The 19,085-nt window shown below is 72.8% G+C and carries 17 protein-coding genes; 9 read left to right on the plus strand and 8 right to left on the minus strand.

The window, feature by feature from the left end:
- Window positions 1-83 precede the first annotated feature (83 nt).
- The 6 genes from map (at window position 84) to HDA32_RS19365 (ending at window position 6,800) form a co-directional block, all read left to right on the plus strand.
- A complete protein-coding gene (gene map / locus HDA32_RS19340) occupies window positions 84-935 on the plus strand; it encodes a type I methionyl aminopeptidase (RefSeq protein ID WP_179644562.1) in 852 nt (283 codons plus the stop codon).
- A 40-nt stretch (window positions 936-975) separates the two neighbouring features.
- Window positions 976-1,809: a M55 family metallopeptidase gene (locus HDA32_RS19345; RefSeq protein WP_179644563.1), complete on the plus strand. Its 834-nt coding sequence runs from the start codon at window positions 976-978 to the stop codon at window positions 1,807-1,809.
- Complete coding sequence (locus HDA32_RS19350; RefSeq protein ID WP_179644564.1) at window positions 1,802-3,205, plus strand: M20/M25/M40 family metallo-hydrolase; 1,404 nt, start codon at window positions 1,802-1,804, stop codon at window positions 3,203-3,205. The genes HDA32_RS19345 and HDA32_RS19350 overlap by 8 nt, the downstream gene beginning before the upstream one ends.
- Window positions 3,206-3,252: 47 nt before the next feature.
- Entirely contained in the window at window positions 3,253-5,310 is a 2,058-nt protein-coding gene (locus HDA32_RS30870) for an LpqB family beta-propeller domain-containing protein (RefSeq protein WP_312863243.1), read from the plus strand.
- Window positions 5,307-6,245, plus strand: a complete 939-nt coding sequence (locus HDA32_RS19360; RefSeq protein ID WP_179644565.1) for a S66 peptidase family protein — start codon at window positions 5,307-5,309, stop codon at window positions 6,243-6,245. The genes HDA32_RS30870 and HDA32_RS19360 overlap by 4 nt, the downstream gene beginning before the upstream one ends.
- A gap of 174 nt (window positions 6,246-6,419) precedes the next feature.
- Window positions 6,420-6,800: a peptidoglycan-binding domain-containing protein gene (locus tag HDA32_RS19365; RefSeq protein ID WP_179644566.1), complete on the plus strand. Its 381-nt coding sequence runs from the start codon at window positions 6,420-6,422 to the stop codon at window positions 6,798-6,800.
- A 184-nt stretch (window positions 6,801-6,984) separates the two neighbouring features.
- Here the strand turns inward: HDA32_RS19365 and HDA32_RS19370 are convergent, their stop codons facing one another.
- The 7 genes from HDA32_RS19370 to HDA32_RS19400 all read right to left on the minus strand — a co-directional run bounded on the left by HDA32_RS19370 (window position 6,985) and on the right by HDA32_RS19400 (window position 13,728).
- Entirely contained in the window at window positions 6,985-7,386 is a 402-nt protein-coding gene (locus tag HDA32_RS19370) for a type II toxin-antitoxin system VapC family toxin (protein WP_179644567.1), read from the minus strand.
- On the minus strand, window positions 7,386-7,673 hold the full coding sequence (locus HDA32_RS19375) for a hypothetical protein (RefSeq protein ID WP_179644568.1): 288 nt from the start codon (window positions 7,671-7,673) through the stop codon (window positions 7,386-7,388). Before HDA32_RS19375 ends, HDA32_RS19370 begins: the two co-directional genes overlap by 1 nt.
- Before the next feature lie 97 nt (window positions 7,674-7,770).
- Entirely contained in the window at window positions 7,771-8,799 is a 1,029-nt protein-coding gene (locus HDA32_RS19380) for an oligopeptide/dipeptide ABC transporter ATP-binding protein (RefSeq protein ID WP_179644569.1), read from the minus strand.
- Entirely contained in the window at window positions 8,796-9,845 is a 1,050-nt protein-coding gene (locus HDA32_RS19385) for an ABC transporter ATP-binding protein (protein ID WP_179644570.1), read from the minus strand. The genes HDA32_RS19380 and HDA32_RS19385 overlap by 4 nt, the downstream gene beginning before the upstream one ends.
- A gap of 31 nt (window positions 9,846-9,876) precedes the next feature.
- Window positions 9,877-10,845 (minus strand): ABC transporter permease, encoded by a 969-nt coding sequence (locus HDA32_RS19390; protein WP_179644571.1) that lies wholly within the window; start codon window positions 10,843-10,845, stop codon window positions 9,877-9,879.
- Complete coding sequence (locus tag HDA32_RS19395; protein WP_218882531.1) at window positions 10,842-11,882, minus strand: ABC transporter permease; 1,041 nt, start codon at window positions 11,880-11,882, stop codon at window positions 10,842-10,844. Before HDA32_RS19395 ends, HDA32_RS19390 begins: the two co-directional genes overlap by 4 nt.
- A 4-nt stretch (window positions 11,883-11,886) precedes the next feature.
- Window positions 11,887-13,728 carry an ABC transporter substrate-binding protein gene (locus HDA32_RS19400; protein ID WP_179644572.1) on the minus strand — a complete coding sequence of 614 codons (1,842 nt, stop codon included), beginning with the start codon at window positions 13,726-13,728 and terminating at the stop codon, window positions 11,887-11,889.
- Between the two features lie 222 nt (window positions 13,729-13,950).
- On the opposite strand from HDA32_RS19400, the gene HDA32_RS19405 reads away from it, so the two are divergent.
- The gene (locus HDA32_RS19405; protein ID WP_179644573.1) at window positions 13,951-14,664 is read left to right on the plus strand and encodes a metal-dependent hydrolase; all 714 of its coding nucleotides are present in this window, start codon (window positions 13,951-13,953) and stop codon (window positions 14,662-14,664) included.
- 92 nt (window positions 14,665-14,756) lie between these two features.
- Here the strand turns inward: HDA32_RS19405 and HDA32_RS19410 are convergent, their stop codons facing one another.
- On the minus strand, window positions 14,757-16,283 hold the full coding sequence (locus HDA32_RS19410; protein ID WP_179644574.1) for a helix-turn-helix domain-containing protein: 1,527 nt from the start codon (window positions 16,281-16,283) through the stop codon (window positions 14,757-14,759).
- A gap of 94 nt (window positions 16,284-16,377) precedes the next feature.
- On the opposite strand from HDA32_RS19410, the gene HDA32_RS19415 reads away from it, so the two are divergent.
- Together HDA32_RS19415 and HDA32_RS19420 are read left to right on the plus strand one after the other, a co-directional pair.
- Window positions 16,378-17,493: an S-methyl thiohydantoin desulfurase family protein gene (locus HDA32_RS19415; protein ID WP_179644575.1), complete on the plus strand. Its 1,116-nt coding sequence runs from the start codon at window positions 16,378-16,380 to the stop codon at window positions 17,491-17,493.
- Complete coding sequence (locus HDA32_RS19420) at window positions 17,490-19,076, plus strand: hydantoinase/oxoprolinase N-terminal domain-containing protein (protein WP_179644576.1); 1,587 nt, start codon at window positions 17,490-17,492, stop codon at window positions 19,074-19,076. The genes HDA32_RS19415 and HDA32_RS19420 overlap by 4 nt, the downstream gene beginning before the upstream one ends.
- Window positions 19,077-19,085 lie beyond the last annotated feature (9 nt).

The following is a 19,085-nucleotide window of genomic DNA, read 5'->3' on the forward strand; positions in this document are numbered from 1 at the left end:
GGTGCCTACGTCCGCCTCCTACCCGCCCGGTCCCCTCCCGCACCGTCCGGTTCGGTGAGGAGCACGAACTAGACTCGTATTCCATGACTACTCCGCTGGTTCCAGGGCGCGTCTCGCCGCAACGTTCGGTCCCCTCCTCCATCGAGCGCCCGGAGTACGTCGGCAGGAAACGCCCGGTGGAGGGCGTGCTGGGCGACGTCCAGACGCCCGAGACCATCGAGGCCATGCGAGTGGCCGGGCGGATCGCGGCGCAGGCGCTGGAGGAGGTCGGCAGGAACGTCCGGCCGGGCGTGACGACCGACGAACTCGACCGGATCGGCCACGAGTTCCTCTGCGACCACGGCGCCTACCCGAGCACGCTGGGCTACAAGGGCTACCCCAAGTCCCTGTGCTCCTCGCTGAACGAGGTCATCTGCCACGGCATCCCCGACGACACCGTCCTCTCCGACGGCGACATCGTCAACATCGACATCACCGCCTACATCGGCGGCGTGCACGGCGACACCAACGCCACGTTCCTCGCCGGTGACGTCGACGAGGAGTCCAGGCTGCTGGTGGAACGTACCCGCGAGGCGACGGCGCGCGGGATCAAGGCGTGCCGGCCGGGCCGCCAGGTCAGTGTCATCGGCCGGGTCATCGAGTCCTACGCCAGGCGCTTCGGCTACGGGGTCGTGCGCGACTTCACCGGGCACGGCGTCGGCCCGGAGTTCCACTCCGGCCTGGTCATCCCGCACTACGACGACCCGCGCGCGACCACGGTCATGGTGCCGGGCATGACGTTCACGATCGAGCCGATGATCACGCTGGGCACGGTCGACTACGACATCTGGGACGACGGCTGGACCGCGGTGACCGCCGACCGCGGGCGCACGGCCCAGTTCGAGCACACCCTCCTCATCACCGAGGACGGCGCGGAGATCCTCACCCTTCCCTAGGAGAGTGCGTTCCCGGTCCCGGAAGGCATAGGGTCGCCCCGTGAAGATCCTTATCTCTGCCGACATGGAGGGCGCGACGGGGGTCACCTGGCCGGCCGACGTCGAGCCGGGGACGGAGCAGTGGCAGCGCTGCCGGGCGATGTTCACCTCCGACGTCAACGGCGCGATCGCCGGGTTCTTCGCGGGCGGCGCCACGGAGGTGCTGGTCAACGAGGCCCACTCCACCATGCGCAATCTGCTGCTGGAACGGCTGGACGAGCGCGCCACGATGCTGACCGGTCGGCACAAGGACCTCTCGATGGTCGAGGGCGTGCAGCGGGGCGACGTCGACGGGGTCGCCTTCCTCGGCTACCACTGCGGGGCGGGGGCCGAGGGGGTGCTCGCCCACACCTACCTGCCCAACTCCGTCACCGGCGTGTGGCTGGACGGGGAGCCGGCGAGCGAGGGGCGGCTCAACGCCCACGTGACCGCCGAGTACGGCGCTCCGGTCGTGCTGGTCACCGGCGACGACCGCGCCTGCGCCGACGCCGCGTCCTACGCGCCCCGGGCCCGCACCGTGGCCGTCAAGGACCACGTCTCGCGCTACGCCGCGGTCTGCCGGCCGCCCGCGCGCACGTTCGCCGACATCAGCGCGGGCGCCGAGGCCGCCATGGCGCTGGCCGGGCGCACCGATCCGGCGCCGCACCGGGAGCTGACCGTGGAGGTGGAGGTCGACGCCGCCCAACTGGCCGGGGCCGCCGCCATGGTGCCGGGCGTGGTCCAGGTGGGCGAGCGGCGTGTCCGCTACACCTCGCCCAGCGGTTACGAGATGATCCGGTGCTTCAAGGCCGTCACGACCCTGATCTCGAACGCGGTGGAACGCAACTATGGCTGAACCCTCGATCGGCGACCGGACGGAGCGCCGCGCGCACGACCGGGCCGATGACCGCGCGGCCGTCGACGACGAGGTCGTCCGCTTCACCTCCGAGCTGATCCGCATCGACACCACCAACCGCGGCGGCGGCGACTGCCGGGAGCGCCCGGCGGCCGAGTACGTCGCCGAGCGGCTGGCCGAGGCCGGCCTGGAGCCGGCCGTGCTGGAGTCGGCCCCCGGCCGGGCCAACGTGGTCGCCCGCGTGGCCGGCTCCGACCCTTCGGCACCGGCGCTGCTGGTCCACGGCCACCTCGACGTGGTCCCCGCCGACCCCTCGCAGTGGAGGGTGCACCCGTTCTCCGGCGAGGTGCGCGACGGCATGGTGTGGGGCCGCGGCGCCATCGACATGAAGAACGCCAACGCCATGGTGCTCTCGGTGGTGCGGGCCTGGGCGCGCGCGGGGCGGCGGCCGCGCCGCGACATCGTCCTGGCGTTCACCGCCGACGAGGAGGACAGTGCGGCCTACGGCGCCGACTGGCTGGTGCGCGAGCACGCCGGGCTGTTCGACGGCTGCACCGAGGGCATCAGCGAGTCGGGCGCTTACACCTACCACGCCCGCACCACCGGGGGCGATCCGGTGCGGATCTACCCGGTGGGCGCGGGAGAGCGCGGCACGGCCTGGCTGCGGCTGACCGCGCGCGGCACCGCGGGGCACGGGTCCAAGACCGACCCCGGCGCCGTCAACGCCGTGAGCGAGCTGGCCGCCGCCGTCACCAGGATCGCCGACCACCGCTGGCCGGTGCGGCTCACCCCGACCACCCGGGCCGCGCTCACCGAGATCGGCGCCGCGGTCGGGGTGAAGGTCGACCTGGAGGCCCCCGGCTTCGACCCGCAGTTCGACGTCGACGCGGTGCTGGAGCGGCTGGGCCCGGCGGCGGCGCTGGTGCGCTCCACGGTCCGCAACAGCACCAACCCCACCGTGCTCGACGCCGGCTACAAGGTGAACGTCATCCCGGAGTCGGCGGGGGCGGGCGTGGACGGCCGGATGCTGCCGGGCGCGGAGGAGGAGTTCACCGCCGCGCTGGACGAGCTCACCGGCCCCCGCGTCGACTGGGAGTTCGCGCACCGCTCCGCCCCGCTGACCGCGCCCGTGGAGACGCCGACGTTCGCCGCCATGCGCGCGGCCCTGCTGGCGCACGACCCCGGGGCGCACGTGGTCCCGGTGTGCCTGTCCGGCGGCACCGACGCCAAGCAGTTCGCCGAGCTGGGCATCACCGGCTACGGGTTCTCCCCGCTGCGACTGCCGCCCTCGCTGGACTACGGCGCGCTCTTCCACGGCGTCGACGAGCGCGTGCCCGTCGACGCGCTGCGGTTCGGCACGCGCGTCCTGGACGCGTTCCTCAGCGCGGTCGACTGACGACCGACCGCCCCTCGACCGTTCTCGACACGACAGCGGAAAGGCCGATGGTGACCATGCGCACCCTGCCCTATGGATCGTGGCCCTCGCCGATCGGCGCCGGCGCCGTCGCGCGGCACGACGGGGCGCCGAGCTGGCCGGCGTCCATGGGCGAGGAGGTGTGGTGGACCGAGCCCCGGCCGCAGGAGGACGGGCGGGTCACGCTGTGCCGGACCCGGCTGGACAGCGCGCCCGGCCGGGCCGAGACGGTGCTGCCGGCCCCGTGGAACGTCCGCAGCAGGGTGCACGAGTACGGCGGGCGGCCCTACGTGCTGCTCCCGGGAGACAACGGGCCGGTGGTCGTCTTCAGCGAGTACGGCGACCAGCGGCTGTACCGCTACGAGCCGGGCCGGGCGCGGCACCCGCACGAACCGGCCCCCGGCCCGGTGGCGCTGCCCGGTGCGCTGACGCCCGCGCCGGAGCGCCCTTCGGCCGTCCGCTACGTGGAGCCGGTGGCGGCCCCCGGCGGACGCGAGGTGTGGTGCGTGCGGGAGCTGCACACCGGCCCGGCCCCCACCGACGTCGAGCGTGCGATCGTGGCCGTCCCGCTGGACGGCTCGGCCGCCGAGGACCCCGAGGCGGTCCGGGTCGTCGTCGCCGACCACCATTTCCTGGCCTGCCCCCGGATCTCCCCCGACGGCGCCCGGCTGGCCTGGATCGGCTGGGACCACCCGGACATGCCGTGGGACTCCACCCGGCTGCGGGTCTGCGAGCTCGGCGCGGACGGCGGCGCCTCGAGCCCGCGCACCGTCGCCGGCGGCGCCGGCGAGGCCGTGGTGCAGGCGGAGTGGGCCGACACCGACACCCTGCTCTGCGTCACCGACCCCGGGGGCTGGTGGAACCCGCACCGGATCACCTTCGACGCCGACGGCGGGACCCGGCGCGCGCCGGTGCGCCTGGTCGAGCGCGAGGAGGAGTTCGGCGGCCCGCTGTGGCAGCTCGGCGCCTCCTGGTTCCTGCCGCTGCGCGACGGCAGGATCGCCGCCGTGCACGGGCGCGCGGCCAACGCCCTGGGCGTCCTCGACCCGGACTCCGGCGAGATCACCGACGTGGCCACCCCGCACAGCGAGTGGCCGGGGAAGCTGGCGCTGGGGGGCGCCGCCGGCGATTCGATCATCGGCGTGGCCGCCTCCCCCCACATCGCGGCCGAGGTCGTCGCGGTGCCCGTGGCCGGCGGCGCGTGGCAGTCGCTGAGCCGTCCGCGCGGCACCGAGGCCGCCGAGGATCCCTACGCCGACCACCTGCCGAATCCCGAGGCCCGGGTCTTCTCCGGAACCGGCGGCCGCGAGGTGCACGCCAACGTCTACCCCCCGCACCACCCCGATGTGGCGGGACCGGCGGACGAGGCGCCGCCGTACGTGGTGTTCGTGCACGGCGGGCCGACCAGCCGCACGCCCATGGTGCACGACCTGGAGATCGCCTACTTCACCAACCGCGGCATCGGGGTGGCCGAGGTCAACTACGGCGGCTCCACCGGGCACGGCCGCGCCTACCGCGAGCGGCTGCGGGAGAACTGGGGCGTCGTCGACGTCGAGGACTGCGTGGCCGTGGCCCGCGCGCTGGTCTCGGAGGGCCTGGCCGCCCCGGAGCGGCTGGCGATCCGCGGCGGCAGCGCCGGCGGGTGGACCACGGCGGCCGCCCTGGCCTTCACCGACGTGTTCCGGTGCGGCACGATCCAGTACCCGATCCTGGACCTGGTCGGCTGGCGGACCGGTGAGACCCACGACTTCGAGTCCCAGTACCTGGAGAGCCTCGTCGGGCCGTGGCCCGAGGTCCGCGAACGCTACGAGACCCGTTCGCCGGTCAACCACGCCGAGGCGATCACGGCGCCGTTCGTGCTGCTCCAGGGACTGGAGGACGAGATCTGCCCGCCGGTGCAGTGCGAGCGGCTGCTGGAGCGCCTCGGCGGCCGCGGCCCCGCGCACGCCTACCTGACGTTCCCCGGCGAGCAGCACGGCTTCCGGCAGGAGGCCACGATCGTCGCGGCCCTGCACGCCGAGATGTCGCTGTACGCGCAGGTGTTCGGCTTCGAGACCGACGCGCCGCCGCTGGAGCTGCGGCGGTGAGCGCCGCCCGCGCGCCGCTCCGGCCGCCCCGGCTGCGGCCCGGCGACCGGGTCTCGGTGGTCGCGCCGTGCGGCCCGGTCCCGGCCGGCCTGCTGGACGCGGCGTGCGACATCGTGCGCGGCTGGGGCCTGGAACCGGTGCTCGCCCCGCACGTGCTGGACCGCCACCCCACGCTGCCCCACCTCGCAGGCCTCGACGCCGAGCGCGCCCGCGACCTGCAGGAGGCGTGGCTGGACCCCGGCACCTCCGCGGTACTGTGCGCGCGGGGCGGCGACGGCGCGCACCGCACGGTGGACCTGCTGGACTTCGCCGCGATGCGCCAGGCGCCGCCGAAGGCGTTCGTGGGCTACAGCGACGTCACCGCGCTGCACGAGGCCTTCGCCGAGGAGCTCGGCCTGGCGACGCTGCACGGCCCGGTCCTGGCCACCGAGGAGTTCACCGGCGACGCCCGCACGGCCGAGGAGTTGCGCGCGACCCTGTTCGAGCCGGAGTCGCGGCTGAAGCTGACGTCGCCGACGGCCCGGACCCTGGTCCCCGGCACGGCGCGCGGCGTCACCGTCGGCGGCAACCTGAGCCTGCTCAACGACGGCCTGGCGACGCCGCACAGCCGGCCCTCGGCGGCGGGGGCCGTCCTGCTGCTGGAGGACGTCGCGGAGGACGTCTCCCGGATCGACCGGATGCTGACCCAGCTGCTGCGCACCGGCTGGATGGCCGGGGTCGCGGGGATCGCCCTGGGCTCCTGGCGGCGCTGCACGCCGGACCCGGAGGTCATCCGCGAACTCGTGCTGGACCGGCTCGCGCCCTTGGGCGTGCCCGTCGTCTGGGAGTTCGGGTTCGGCCACTGCCCCAGCCAGCTCACCGTGCCGCTGGGGGCCATGGCGACGCTGGACGCCGACGCCGCGACCCTCACTCTGGACGAGCCCGCCCTGCGCTGAGCGCCCGCACCGGCCGATCGTCGGTCCGGTCCCGCACCATCCCCGACTTTCGGTCTAACCGAACTCCAACCCGGAGTATGACGCGCATTCGGACTCCGCCGCGCATACTCGAAAGGACGAAGGACGCGAAGGGACGCGGAAGGCCGAACGGGTCCGGGGAAAGGGTGAGGCACGATGGCGACGATTCCGGTGACCCACCACGAGAGGGCGTGGCGCTCCGGGCGCGACGCGCACGGCGCCCGTCAGGAGGGTCGGAGGGCTCGGGGGTTCGGGGGCGGACTGCGCGGCGCCGCGCGCCTGGCCGGTGCCGTGCTGGCCGGCCTCTTCGCCGCCGACCGGGTGCTGCCCGAGGCCGACCCGGGCGAGGTCCGCGCCCTGCTGATCGAACTGGGCCGCCTGGACGCCGCGGCGCTGCCCGGCGAGCGGGTAGCCGCCCTGCGGTCCTTCCAGCTCTGTGCCGGACTGCCGCCCGACGGCACGGCCGACGGCCGCACCGTGTCGAGGCTGATGCGCGCCGTCCGCGAACACCGCGAACTGCGGGCGATGGGGTTGTGAGTCCCGCTCACCGGCCGAACCTGGCGGGGTGACGGCCGGTCGTCCGGTGATACGGCTTTGACGACGAGGCGGACTTCTGGTTCTCTTCCCTCCCTTTACCAGCCGCCGCTTCGCGGAGCGGCCGGAAGTGAGCCCGGGAGACTCCCGCCGGAGACGGGCCCCGGGCTCGCGGCCTCAAAGCCGACTATTCGTTCGGCAGCACACGAATTTCGCATTTCAGGCCAGGCGCACGAGCGATCTTGCGATCCGTTGTCACAAGAGGGCAGCCATGACTCTCCGCCGTCGCGACGTAGGCGGCGTCGTACCCTGAAATGTTCCCACGGAGCTCCCACATTCGCTGCAGAAGCGAGCGCGCCTGGACGATGTGGATCGGCATGTCCTCGAGGATGTCGAGCGCGGTGAGAGCCCGCGCCTCTTCGACCTTGCCTCCCAGACAGAGCCCTCTGATGACCGAGAAGGCCTCGGTGACGGCATGTTCCGGCGCTGCCCACGCGGACGCCTTGTGCAATTCGGCGCGCGCCCGCTTGCCAGCCTCGCCCTGGTGGATCAAGGAGTTGGCCAGGACACTCGCGTCCACAATGATCATCAAGTTTCTTCCGGTTCTTCTCCCGGCTCCCAACGTCCGAGGAGCTGTGCATCGCGTTCGGCGCGAGCTGCGCGCAGGGCTTCCGCCACGGCGTTCGGGTCGTCATCGCCCACCCCGCCGCCCATGTCCTCGAGAAGGCGAAGCCGCTGCTTCGCGCGCACCATCCTCGCCCTCTCGCCGACCAGATCGAGCAGGTAGGACTGGAGCGATTGCCCTTTCAAACGGGCATCGCATGCCAAGGCATCACGCAGCTCTTCGGGTACGTCCCTGATCTGCAAAGCAACCATGCATGCATTCTACATGCAGAACTCGGCCAAACACGGAGCTTTTCCTTCGTTACGAAGAGCTGCCCTAGCCGCTCATTCGAGCACGAAAGGACGAAATTCACTTCCGACCGGTTTCGTTCGGTGCGTAATGGCAGGCCACCTGGGACTCCGGGGCGCTGGTCAGGATCGCCGGGTCCTCGGTGCGGCAGCGGTGGGCCACGTCCGCGCGGTCGGCCTCGCCCGAGGCGAGCACCTGGCAGCGGGCGTGGAAGCGGCAGCCGCCGGGGATGCGGGTGGGGTCCGGCGGCTCGCCGGACAGCACCACCGCCTCCGCGTCGCCGGCCTCCGGCAGCACCGACAGCAGCGCCTGAGTGTAGGGGTGGCGGGGCGCGGTGAGGACCTCCTCGACCGTTCCCACCTCGACGATGCGGCCCAGGTACATCACGGCCACCCGGTCGGCGATGTTCCAGGCCAGGCCGAGGTCGTGCGTCACCACCAGCGCCGAGAGGCCCAGGTCGTCACGCAGCCGCAGCAGCAGCTCCAGGATCTCGCCGCGCACCGAGGCGTCCAGCGAGGCCACCGGCTCGTCGGCCACGATCACCTCGGGCTCCAGCACCAGCGCCCCGGCGATGACCACGCGCTGGCGCTGCCCGCCGGACAGCTCGTGCGGGTAGCGCAGGAAGAACCGTTCGGGCGGGCGCAGCCCTGCGAGCGACAGCGCCGCGGCGACCCGGTCGGACTCGTCGGCGGCGCCGCCGTGGATCCGCAGCCCTTCGGCGACGGCGTCGTAGACGGTGTGGCGCGGGTTGAGCGAGCCGCTGGGGTCCTGCAGCACCAGCTGCACCCTGCGGCGGTAGGCCTTGAGCGCCTTCGCCTGGTAGTTCAGCGGCGCACCCTCGAAGGCCACCCGGCCGGCCGCGGGCCGCTCCAGGCCGAGCAGGGCGCGGGCGAGCGTGGTCTTACCGCAGCCCGACTCGCCCACCAGGGCGACGATCTCGCCGGAGCGCACGTCGAGGTCGACCCCGTCGACCGCGCGGGCCGTGCCGCGACCGCCCCGGCCGGAGAACTCCACCCGCAGGCCGGACGCGCTCAGCGCCGGAGGCACGGCGGTGCGCACGTCGTCGGGCAGTTCGGTGTCGGTGCTCACCGCGCCTCCTCCTGGTAGTCGGCGTCGACGGCGGCGCGGCCGTCCGGGGCCTCCGCGGTCAGGACGCCGTCGCCGTCGAGCACCTTCACGCACGCCGCGGCGCGCTCGGGGCCGGCCGGCCACAGGACCGGGTCGATCTCGGCGCAGCGCTCCTCGGCGACGGCGCAGCGCGGCCGGAACGCGCACCCGGTCGGCAGGGCCGCCGGGTCGGGCGGGTCGCCGGCCAGGCCGCGCGGGCTGCGCCGGGAGGCGGGGTCTCCGATCCGGGGGAAGGCCGCGCTCAACGCGGCGCCGTAGGGGTGGCGGGCCGCCTCGAAGACGGTGCGGGCCGGGCCCTCCTCGACCACGCGGCCCGCGTACATCACGGCGAGCCGGTCGCAGGTGTCGGCCAGCACCGACAGGTCGTGGCTGATCATCATCATGCTGATCCCGTGCTCGCCCACCAGCCGGTCGATCAGCCTCAGGATCTGCGCCTGGATCATCACGTCCAGCGCCGTCGTAGGCTCGTCGGCGATGATCAGCCGCGGGTCGCACGCCAGCGCCATCGCGATCATGACGCGCTGGCGCTGCCCGCCGGACAGCTCGTGCGGGTAGGCGCCGGCACGCTGCCCCGGCAGGCCCACCTGCTCCAGCAGGGCGCCGACGCGGCGCGCCGCCTCAGCGGGGGTCGCGCCGCCGTGCAGCAGGATCGGCTCGGCGATCTGGTCGCCGACGCGGTGCACGGCGTTGAGCGAGTGCATGGCGCCCTGGAACACGATCGAGGCCCCGGCCCAGCGCACCGCCCGCAGCCGCCCCCACTTCATGGTGAGCACGTCCTCGCCGTCCAGCAGGACGCTGCCGCTCAGCCGGGCCGACTTCGGCAGCAGCCGCAGCAGCGCCAGCGCCACCGTCGACTTGCCGCAGCCCGACTCCCCCGCCACGCCCAGCTTGCTGCCGGGCGCGACGGCCAGGTCGACCCCGCGCACGGCCGGGATCTCGCCCCCGGCCGTCCGGTAGGTCACGGCCAGGTCCCTGACCTCCAGGTAGTTGTCCGGTGAACGACTCATCGCCATCCCTCAGCCGATGCATCCAGCCGGTTCATCGCCGCCCCCTCAGCCTCGGGTTGAACACGGCCTCCAGCGCCCGCCCGCACAGGGTGAAGGCCAGGGCCACGACCGCGATCGCCAGGCCGGGGGGCAGCAGGTACCACCACACGCCGGAGCTGACCGCGCCGGCGTTGCGGGCGTCCTGCAGGATGCCGCCCCAGGAGACCGTGGTCGGGTCGCCCATGCCGAGGAAGGCCAGCGTCGACTCCATGATGATGGAGCTGGCCACCATCAGGGTCGTCTGCGCCAGGAGCAGCGGCATCACGTTGGGCAGCACGTGGCGGGTCATGATGTGGGCGTGGCCGGCGCCCAGTGCCCGCGCCCGCTCGATGTAGGGCCGCGCCTCCACCGCCAGGGTCTGGGCGCGCACCAGCCGGGCCGTCGTGGGCCAGGCCGTGATGCCGATCGCGATGATGACCGTGAGCGTGCTGCGGCTCATGACCGCGGCCAGGGCGATCGCCAGCACCAGGGTGGGCAGCACGATGAACCAGTCGGTGATCCGCATCAGCACGGTCGAGCCCCAGCCGCCGAAGTGCCCCGCGACGATCCCGATCAGCGCGCCGAGCGCGACCGAGACGAACGTGGCGGTGAACCCGACGGTCAGCGAGACCCGCGACCCCCAGATGACCAGGTCCAGCACTGAGCGGCCGAAGTTGTCGGTGCCCAGCGGGAACTCCGCGCTCGGCGGCTCGTAAGGCATGCCGGGCGGCCCGGTGACGCTGAGGTCGGCCGGGGCCACGATCAGCGGCGCGGCCAGGGCGAGGAGCACGAACAGCAGCAGGCCGGCCAGCCCGAACACGCCGGCGCGGTTGGTGCGGTACTCGCGCCAGAACCGGGCGCGGGCGCGGCGGCGCCGCTCCCTGGCGACCGCCCGGGGCGTGGCCGGCCCGCCGGAGGGGGCCGGATCGGCGTCCGGGGCGGGCCGCCGCGCCGGGATGCCGGGGTCGGTGCCGGCGCTCATGTGCGCACCCTCGGGTCCATCAGCGGGTAGACCAGGTCGGCCAGCAGGTTCATGAGGATCACCGAAGCCGAGAAGAAGATGAACATCCCCTGCACGAGCGGCAGGTCGGGGAATGACAGCGCCTGGTAGAAGAGCGTGCCGAGCCCCGGCCAGGAGAAGACGGTCTCGACCAGGATGGTGCCGGCCACCACCTGGCCGATGTTGAGGAAGATCAGGGTGATCGTGGGCAGCAGCGCGTTGGGCACGGCGTGGCGGCGCAGCACCAGCGCGTCGCGCAGCCCCTTGGCGCGGGCGGTCACCAGATAGTCGCCGCCCATCTCGTCCAGCAGGGACGAGCGCATGATCATCAGGTACTGCGCGTAGAGCACGGCGACCATCGTGGCGACCGGCAGCACCATGTGGTGGGCGACGTCGACGGCGACGTCGGCGAAACCGGTGGTGCCCGGCGTCATCATGCCGCCGGTGGGGAAGAGCCCGGCGCCGGAGGCGAGCAGCACGATGAGGATGAGGCCGAGCCAGAACGTCGGCACCGACCACAGCGTCAGCGCGACGCCGGTGTTGGCCCGGTCGGTGACCGAGTCGCGCCGCCACGCAGCGCGGGTGCCCAGCCACAGGCCCAGCATCGCGGCGATCAGGGTGCCGGTGCCGACCAGCAGGACGGTCGGCCACAGGCGGTCGGCGATGAGCTCGGTCACCGGCGCCCGGTAGCGGTAGGAGTCGCCGAGGTCGAACCGCAGCAGCCCCCAGCAGTAGTCGGCGAACTGCTGGAGCAGTGGCTGGTCCAGGCCGTACTGGCGGCGCAGCTCGGCCATCTGCTCGACGCTGACCGCCCGGCCCTGCGTCATGGCGCGCACCGGGTCGCCGGGCAGGATGCGGAACAGGAAGAAGCCGGTGAGCATGACGGCGAGCAGGGACACCAGGGAGCCGAGGACGCGGCCCCCCACGTAGCGCAGCGTCCCGGCCGACCGCCCGCCCCGGGACCTGCCCGGGGCGGTGCGGTCGGTCGCCGTCGCGGTGGACGGGGAGGATCCGGTCAACGCGTCACTCCCGGTCCCCCGCCGTCGCCGAGCGGCGGCGCAGGACGAGGAAGGCCCCGCCCGCGATCACGATGACGGCGGCCGCGCCGATGCCCAGGAGCGCGCCGGTGGACAGCGACGAGGCGCTGCCGGCCTGCTGCTCGGCCGGGACGGCCGACCACCAGCTCCAGTAGCCGTCCTGGCCCCAGATGTTGCCGCCGGGGTCGGGCTGGACCTGGATGGAGGCGATCTGGTCGGACCGGTAGGCCTCCAGCGCGTTGGGGTAGGCCAGCACGTTGACGACCGCGTTGTCGTAGAGGTTGCGCTGCATCCGCCGGACGAGCTCGGCGCGCGCCTCGGCGTCGTACTCGCCGATCTGCTCCTGGTAGAGCTCGTCGTACTCCTCGTCGCAGTAGAACGCGTCGCTGCTCATGGGTCCGCCGGGCTCCTCGGGGCGGGCGTCGCAGGTGTGGATGCCGAGCACGTAGTCGGGGTCGGGGTTGACCGACCAGCCGGTGAAGATGAGGTCGAAGTCCCCGGATACGAGCGTGTCGCCGATCTGGGCGGGGTCGACGTAGTTGCCCTCGACCTCGATGCCGATGTCGGCGAGCCACTCCTCCATGAACTGGCCGGTCTGGACGTAGTCCGGCTTGTCGTTGTGCACGTGCATCCGCAGGCTCAGCCGGTCGCCGTCGGGCGAGACGCGCACGCCGTCGTCGCCCGTCTCGTAGCCGGCCTCGTCCAGCATCGCGTTGGCCGCGTCGGGGTCGAAGCCGAGCCGCTCGTCCTCGGCCGGCTGCCAGGCGTAGTCCTCGTAGCGGGGCGGGATGTAGCCCTCGCCGGCGACGGCGTGCCCGCCGTACACCCGCTCCACCAGCGTGTCCTTGTCGATGGCGCGCATGATGGCCTGGCGCAGCACCCGGTCCTGCAGCGCGGGGTGGCCGTCGCCGACGGGGTCGCCGTTGCGGGCCTCGGCGCCGGGGTTGACGGTGAAGCCCATGAAGCGCTTGCCGGTGGCGTCGTTGACGGTGATGTTGTCCTCGCCGGCCAGCGACTCGGCCTGCGCGGGGGTGAGGCCCTCGACGAACGAGACCTCGCCGGTGCGCAGGGCCTCGACCATGGCGTCCTTGTCCTTGTAGTACCGGAAGACGAGCTCGTCGAACTCCGGAGCCCCCCGCCAGTAGTCCGGGTTGGCCTCCAGCGTGATGGAGCGGTTCTGCTCGTAGTCGGTGAGCCGGAACGGGCCGCTGCCGACGATCGGGAAGTCCTGGTCGTTGTTGAACTCGGCGTAGTCCTCGACGCCGGACCAGATGTGCTCGGGCAGGATCGGGATGTCCAGCGCGAGCATGGTGGCCTGCGGCTCGGCGAGCGTGATCTCGACGGTGCTCTCGTCGGGCGCCGTGACCTCCTCGAAGTTGGCGACGAAGTTGCCGTTGGCGGTGGCCGCGGCGTCGTCCTCCATCATCGTGGTGTAGGTCCAGGCGACGTCGTCGGCGGTCAGCGGCTCGCCGTCGCTCCACTCCAGTCCGTCCCGGATCTTGAACGTCCAGGTGAGCCGGTCCTCCGAGGTCTCCCAGGACTCCGCGATCGCGCCGATCGGCTCGTTGGTCTCGGGGTCGTAGTTGGTGAGGTAGTCGTAGATCAGCCGGTGGATGTTGGTGGTGATCGCGAGCTGGGCCAGGAACGGGCTGAGGGAGTCGACGTTCTGGGTCACCGCGATGGTCAGCCTGTCCCGGTCGCCGCCGGCGGCCTCGGCGTCGGCCGTGGTCGTGGGCAGTGCGGCGACGAGAACCGCCAGCGCGGCGGCGGCCGCGGCCTTGAGTCGGCGTGGGGCGCGTCTTGCGGGGGAAGCCTGCTGAACGACCATGCTGTCAAACCCCTCGGGTAGGGAGGCCGGGCCTTTTCGCCGTATGAGTTGGTTGTCTACCAGCGTCTCCGAGAAAGCGTCAACGATTTACATCAGCCCTGTCACACAACGTTTACGATGTTGTCGGCCGGATGCGGTGGATGCGGGGACTCACCGCGTGTCCCGGGCTTCCGACCCGCCGGCAATTCGCCATGAATCGCCGCAACCGCTACGGTTCCGCTCATGATGGGGCATTCTCACGCACTCAGCGGCGTGGTCGGTTGGATGGCGATCGTCCCCCTGGTTCAGGGAACCGAGTTCTGGGGCGTGCGGTTCGACCTGGGCCCCGGTGAGATCATCGCCGGCTCGCTGGTGTGCGCCGGCGCCGCGCTGATCCCCGATCTCGACCACAAGAGCTCCACCATCACCCAGACCTACGGCTTCGTCACCCGGGCCCTGAGCGCGCTGCTGAACTGGATGTTCGGCGGGCACCGCAACGGCACGCACTCGCTGCTGTTCGCCCTGCTCATGGGCGCGCTGACCCAGGTGCTGGCGCTGTGGTCCCCGCTGGCGGTACAGATCTTCGTCTTCCTGCTCATCGGCATCGCGATGAACGGGCTCGGGTTCGGCATGGACAAGAACCGGACCGCGGCCGAGATCATCAACGCCCTGGGGACGGCCGGCATCACGCTGGCGCTCTACACCTCGGGGACCGACTACTCCTGGATCGGCCTCGCCGTGGCGTTCGGCTGCCTGCTGCACTTCGCCGGCGACATGGCCACCGAGATGGGCGTGCCGCTGCTGTGGCCGGTCAGCAAGTACCGCGTGGGCCAGAACATCGGCTTCAAGACCGACGGCAAGATCGAGCGCAACGTGGTCACCCCGATGCTGACCATCGCCATCATCCTGCTCTCGGTCTACCTCTTCCCCTGGCGGGAGATACTGCCGGAGGCATAGGTCGCTGTTCGACCTCGACCCCTGGGAGTTCAAGGCTCGCCGCAGGACGGAGACCCCTGGTGGCCAAGGTCGAGACCCAAGCCAGAGGACCGTCACGACATCTTCCAGGCCCGGCAGGCCAGGTGGACGGCGAGGCGCTGGTCGGGGTCGTTGAGGTCCACGCTCAGCAGCGACGTGATGCGCTTGAGCCGGTAGCTGACCGCGTTGCGGTGCAGGTTCAGCACCGCCGCGGTCCCGCTGAGGGAGCCCTGCTGGTCGAGGTAGACGCGCAGCGTGCGCACCATCGTCTCGGCCTTCTCCCGGCCCAGCGCCTCCAGCGGGGCCAGCAGGTCGCGCACCGCCGTGCGCGCGGTGTGGGTGGTGTACCACTCGACCAGCATGCGGTGCAGGCCGAGGTCGTCGAAGAACACGATCCGCGGCGGGGCGGGGCCGGAACCGGGGTCGTCGCTGAGCAGGGCGGCCCGCGCTTCGGCCCAGGACGCGCGCAGCCCCTCCACCGACTCGTGCACGCTGCCCACGCCGCACCGGATCCGCCACTCCGGCAGTCGGCGCGTCAGCTCCCCGTACAGCGTCTCCACCGCGCCGCGCACCAGTCGGCCGGCCTGCTGGCCGGGGTTGCGCTTCCAGGTGCGCACCAGCAGCGGAGCGCGCTCGGCGAAGGCGAGGTGCCAGCCGGCGCCGCCGCCCTCCCCCTGCCCGCCGGCCGAACGCCCGACCGCCTGCATCGCGACCGCGCCGAGGGTCTCGGCGAAGCCGAACCGCTCCACCTCGTCCAGTTCGTGCACGTCGGTGTCGATCGCCACGATGACGTGCCAGTCGTCGATGGCCAGCCCGAGGGAGCGCGCCCGCGGCACGAGCTCGGCCATGTGCTGGGGTCCGGCCACCAGCAGCTCGCTGAGCAGCTGGGTGCGCGACCGGATCGGCAGCTCGGCGACGCGCTGGCGGGTGACCGCGGTCTGCGTCGCCGCGTCGGCGGTCAACCGGACGGCGAGCCGGGACAGGTGCCCCTCCGGGCCGCTGCCCCCCGCCGCCGACACGTGGTCCACCTCGACGCCGTCGACCAGCACCGGCGCCCCGACCTCGGCCTCGGCCGGCCTGCGCGGCAGCACGAGGCGGCCGCCGGCCCGCGTGGCCAGCTCACACAGCTCGTCCGTGCCGATCTCCCCGTTCTCGGCGCCGCCGACCGCCTCGGTCAGCACGTCGGCGATCCGCGTCGCCCTGCTCAGCGTCTCCGCTGCGCCGGCGTCGATGGCGCGGGCGATGGCGTGTACGAGCCGCCCCATGTCGGTGCCCCCGGGCACGCAGGCCACGGTCAGGCGCGAGCGGTCGGCCAGCCGCCGGGCGGTGCGGGGCACGTCGTCGGCCGTGAGGTCGGGCACCAGCAGCGCGGCGGCGCCCCGCTCGGCGGCGGTGCGGCACCAGATGTCGAACTGGTAGCCGCGGACCCCGTCGGTCATCGCCGAGGAAAGGATGACGACGCCGTCGCGCGGAACCTTGTGCAGCTCGGCGGAATCGCGGACCATGGCGATGTCGCTCACGTTCCGTCGCGCATCGACTTCGGTGACGACCGAAAGCGTCTCCAGACCCGGACTCGACAGCACTTCCGACAGCTTGGGCATGGCGATCATTGTGCCCCACGCATAAGAAGGTCGCGGAACCTGGTGCGACCGGCCCAACGCATTGCGTGTCCATTTTTTCCTAGAATCTTGACCTGTGCTACTGGATGCGACAACGCTGCACCACTACGCGCGCGGCGCGGCGATCCTGGGCGCGGGGGGCGGCGGCTCCACCGGGGTCGGCCTGCTCGCGGCCCTGCAGGCGGTGGAGGAGCTCGGCCCCGTCGAGGTCGTCCCCGTGACCGAGGTCCCCGACGACGGACTGATCATGCCCGTCGCGGGGCTGGGTTCCCCCGACGTCACGCTGGAGAAGATCGGAAACCCCCGGATGGGGGTATGGCTGCGTGAGATGATCGAGCGCGAGACGGGACTGCGCGCGCACGCGATGATGCCCGGCGAGATCGGCGGCGGCAACGCCCTGATGCCGGTGGTCTGGGCCGCGCACGCCGGACTGCCCCTGGTCGACGCCGACGGCATGGGCCGGGCGTTCCCCGAGATGCAGATGATCAGCATGCACCTGGCCGGCATCCCCGCGACACCGACCGTCCTGATCGACGAGCGCGGCCAGGGCATGGTCTTCCGCGACATGGACGCCCACTGGCTGGAACGCGCCGCCCGCGCGGTCGCGGTGGCCTTCGGCGGCTTCGTCACGACGGCCGACCACGTCGTGACCGGCGCCCAGGCCCGCACCTCCACCGTGCTCGGCAGCGTCAGCCGCGCGGTGCGCATCGGCGAGATCGTCTCCGGCTCCCGCTCCGACCGCGTCTCCAGCATCCTGGAGCACCTCGACGGCCACGCGCTCGTCACCGGCAAGATCAGCGACGTGGACCGCCGCACGACCGACGGGTTCGTCCGCGGCAGCGTGCTGATCGACGGCGTGCGCGAGGACAAGGGGCGCCTGGTCCGGGTGGAGATCCAGAACGAGAACCTGGTCGTGCTGGAGGAGGGCCGGATGCTGGCGTCGGTCCCCGACATCATCACCGTCCTGGACACCCAGACCAGCGACGTCGTCTTCACCGAACTGCTCCGCTACGGCCAGCGCGTGACGCTGGTCGCGCTGCCGGCCCCCGACATCTGGTGCACGCCGCGCGGCCTGGAGGTCGTCGGCCCGCGCGCGTTCGGCTACGACTTCGACTACGAGCCCGTCGGCTCCATCCTCGCGGGCCTCCCCGGCGCCCCGGCGCGCTCGGCCCCCGCCGAGGCCGGCCGATGAGCGCGGCCCGGAACCGCCGCGCCGACCTGCGCATCGGCATCGACGTGGGCGGCACCAACACCGACGCCGTCGTGCTCGACGCCTCCGACCGCCCCGTGGCCAAGACCAAGGTCGCCACGACCCCCGACATCAACACCGGGATCCGGCGGGCGCTGGCCGCGGTGCTGGCCGATCCCCGGGTCGGCGCCGCCCGCGTCGGCCACGTCATGATCGGCACCACGCACGCGACGAACGCGCTGCTGGAGCGGCGCGAACTGCGCAGGGTCGCGGCGCTGCGGATCGGCGCACCCGCCTCGACCTCGGTGCGCCCGATCTTCGGCTGGCCCGAGGACCTGCGCCGGGCGGTGAGCGCGGACGCCGCCGTGGTGGCCGGCGGGCTGGAGCTGGACGGCGGCGACAGCGTCGCCTTCGACGCCGACGCCGTGGCCCGGTTCTGCGCCGAGGTCGGCGACCGCGCCGAGGCGATCGCGATCTCCAGCGTCTTCGCGCCGGTGTCGCCCCGCCACGAGTTCCTCGCCCTGGACGTGGTGCGGCGCGAGCTGGGCGACATCCCGGTCTCCCTGTCGCACCAGGTGGGGTCGCTGGGCCTGCTGGAGCGGGAGAACACCACCATCCTCAACGCGGCCCTGGGCCGGGTGGCCGTCCAGGTCGTCCAGGCCATCGAGGACGCGCTCAAGGTGCACGACCTCGGGCACGCGGTGCCCTACTTCGCGCAGAACGACGGCACGCTGATGAGCCTGGAGTCCACCGAGCGGACCCCGGTCCTCACCATCGGCAGCGGTCCGGCCAACAGCCTGCGGGGCGCGGCGTTTTTGACCGGGGAGGCCAACGCCCTCGTGGCCGACGTCGGCGGCACCTCCACCGACATCGGGGCGCTGAGCCTGACCTTCCCGCGCGAGTCGGCGTTCGGCGTGGAGATCGGCGGCGTGGCCACCAACTTCCGAATGCCCGACCTGGTCAGCATCGCGATCGGCGGCGGAACCGTGGTCGCCCGCGACGGCGACGGCGCCGTCTCCGTGGGGCCCCGCAGCGTGGGCTACCGGCTGGGCGAGCGCGCGCTGGTCTTCGGCGGCGAGGTCGCCACCCTGTCCGACGCCGCCGTGGCCGCCGGACGCGCCCGGATGGGGCACCAGGACGTCCCCGCGTCGGCGCACCCGCTGCTGGCCGAGGCGATCGGCGAGTCGGACCGCCGGATCACCGACGCCATCGACCGGATCAAGGTGACGCGCGGGGACCTGCCGCTCATCGCGGTGGGCGGCGGCAGCGTGCTGATCCCCGACGGCCTGCCGGGGGTGACCGAGGTGATCCGCCCCGAGCACTTCGACGTCGCCAACGCCATCGGGGCGGCCATCGGCACGGTGAGCGGGCACGTCGACCGCATCGTCTCGATCGGCCGCACCGAGGGCGAGCGGGCCAGGGTGATCGAGGAGGCGCGCAAGGACGCCGTGGGCAACGCGGTCGGCGCGGGGGCCGACCCCGGCGCCGTCGAGATCGTCGAGATCGACGAGATCCCGCTGTCCTACCTCAGGGAGCCCGCGGTACGGCTGCGAGTCAAGGCCGCGGGTCCGCTCAGTAAGGTATGACTCCTCCCT

The sequence above is a fragment of the Spinactinospora alkalitolerans genome (genome assembly GCF_013408795.1).
Taxonomy (GTDB): Bacteria; Actinomycetota; Actinomycetes; order Streptosporangiales; family Streptosporangiaceae; genus Spinactinospora; species Spinactinospora alkalitolerans.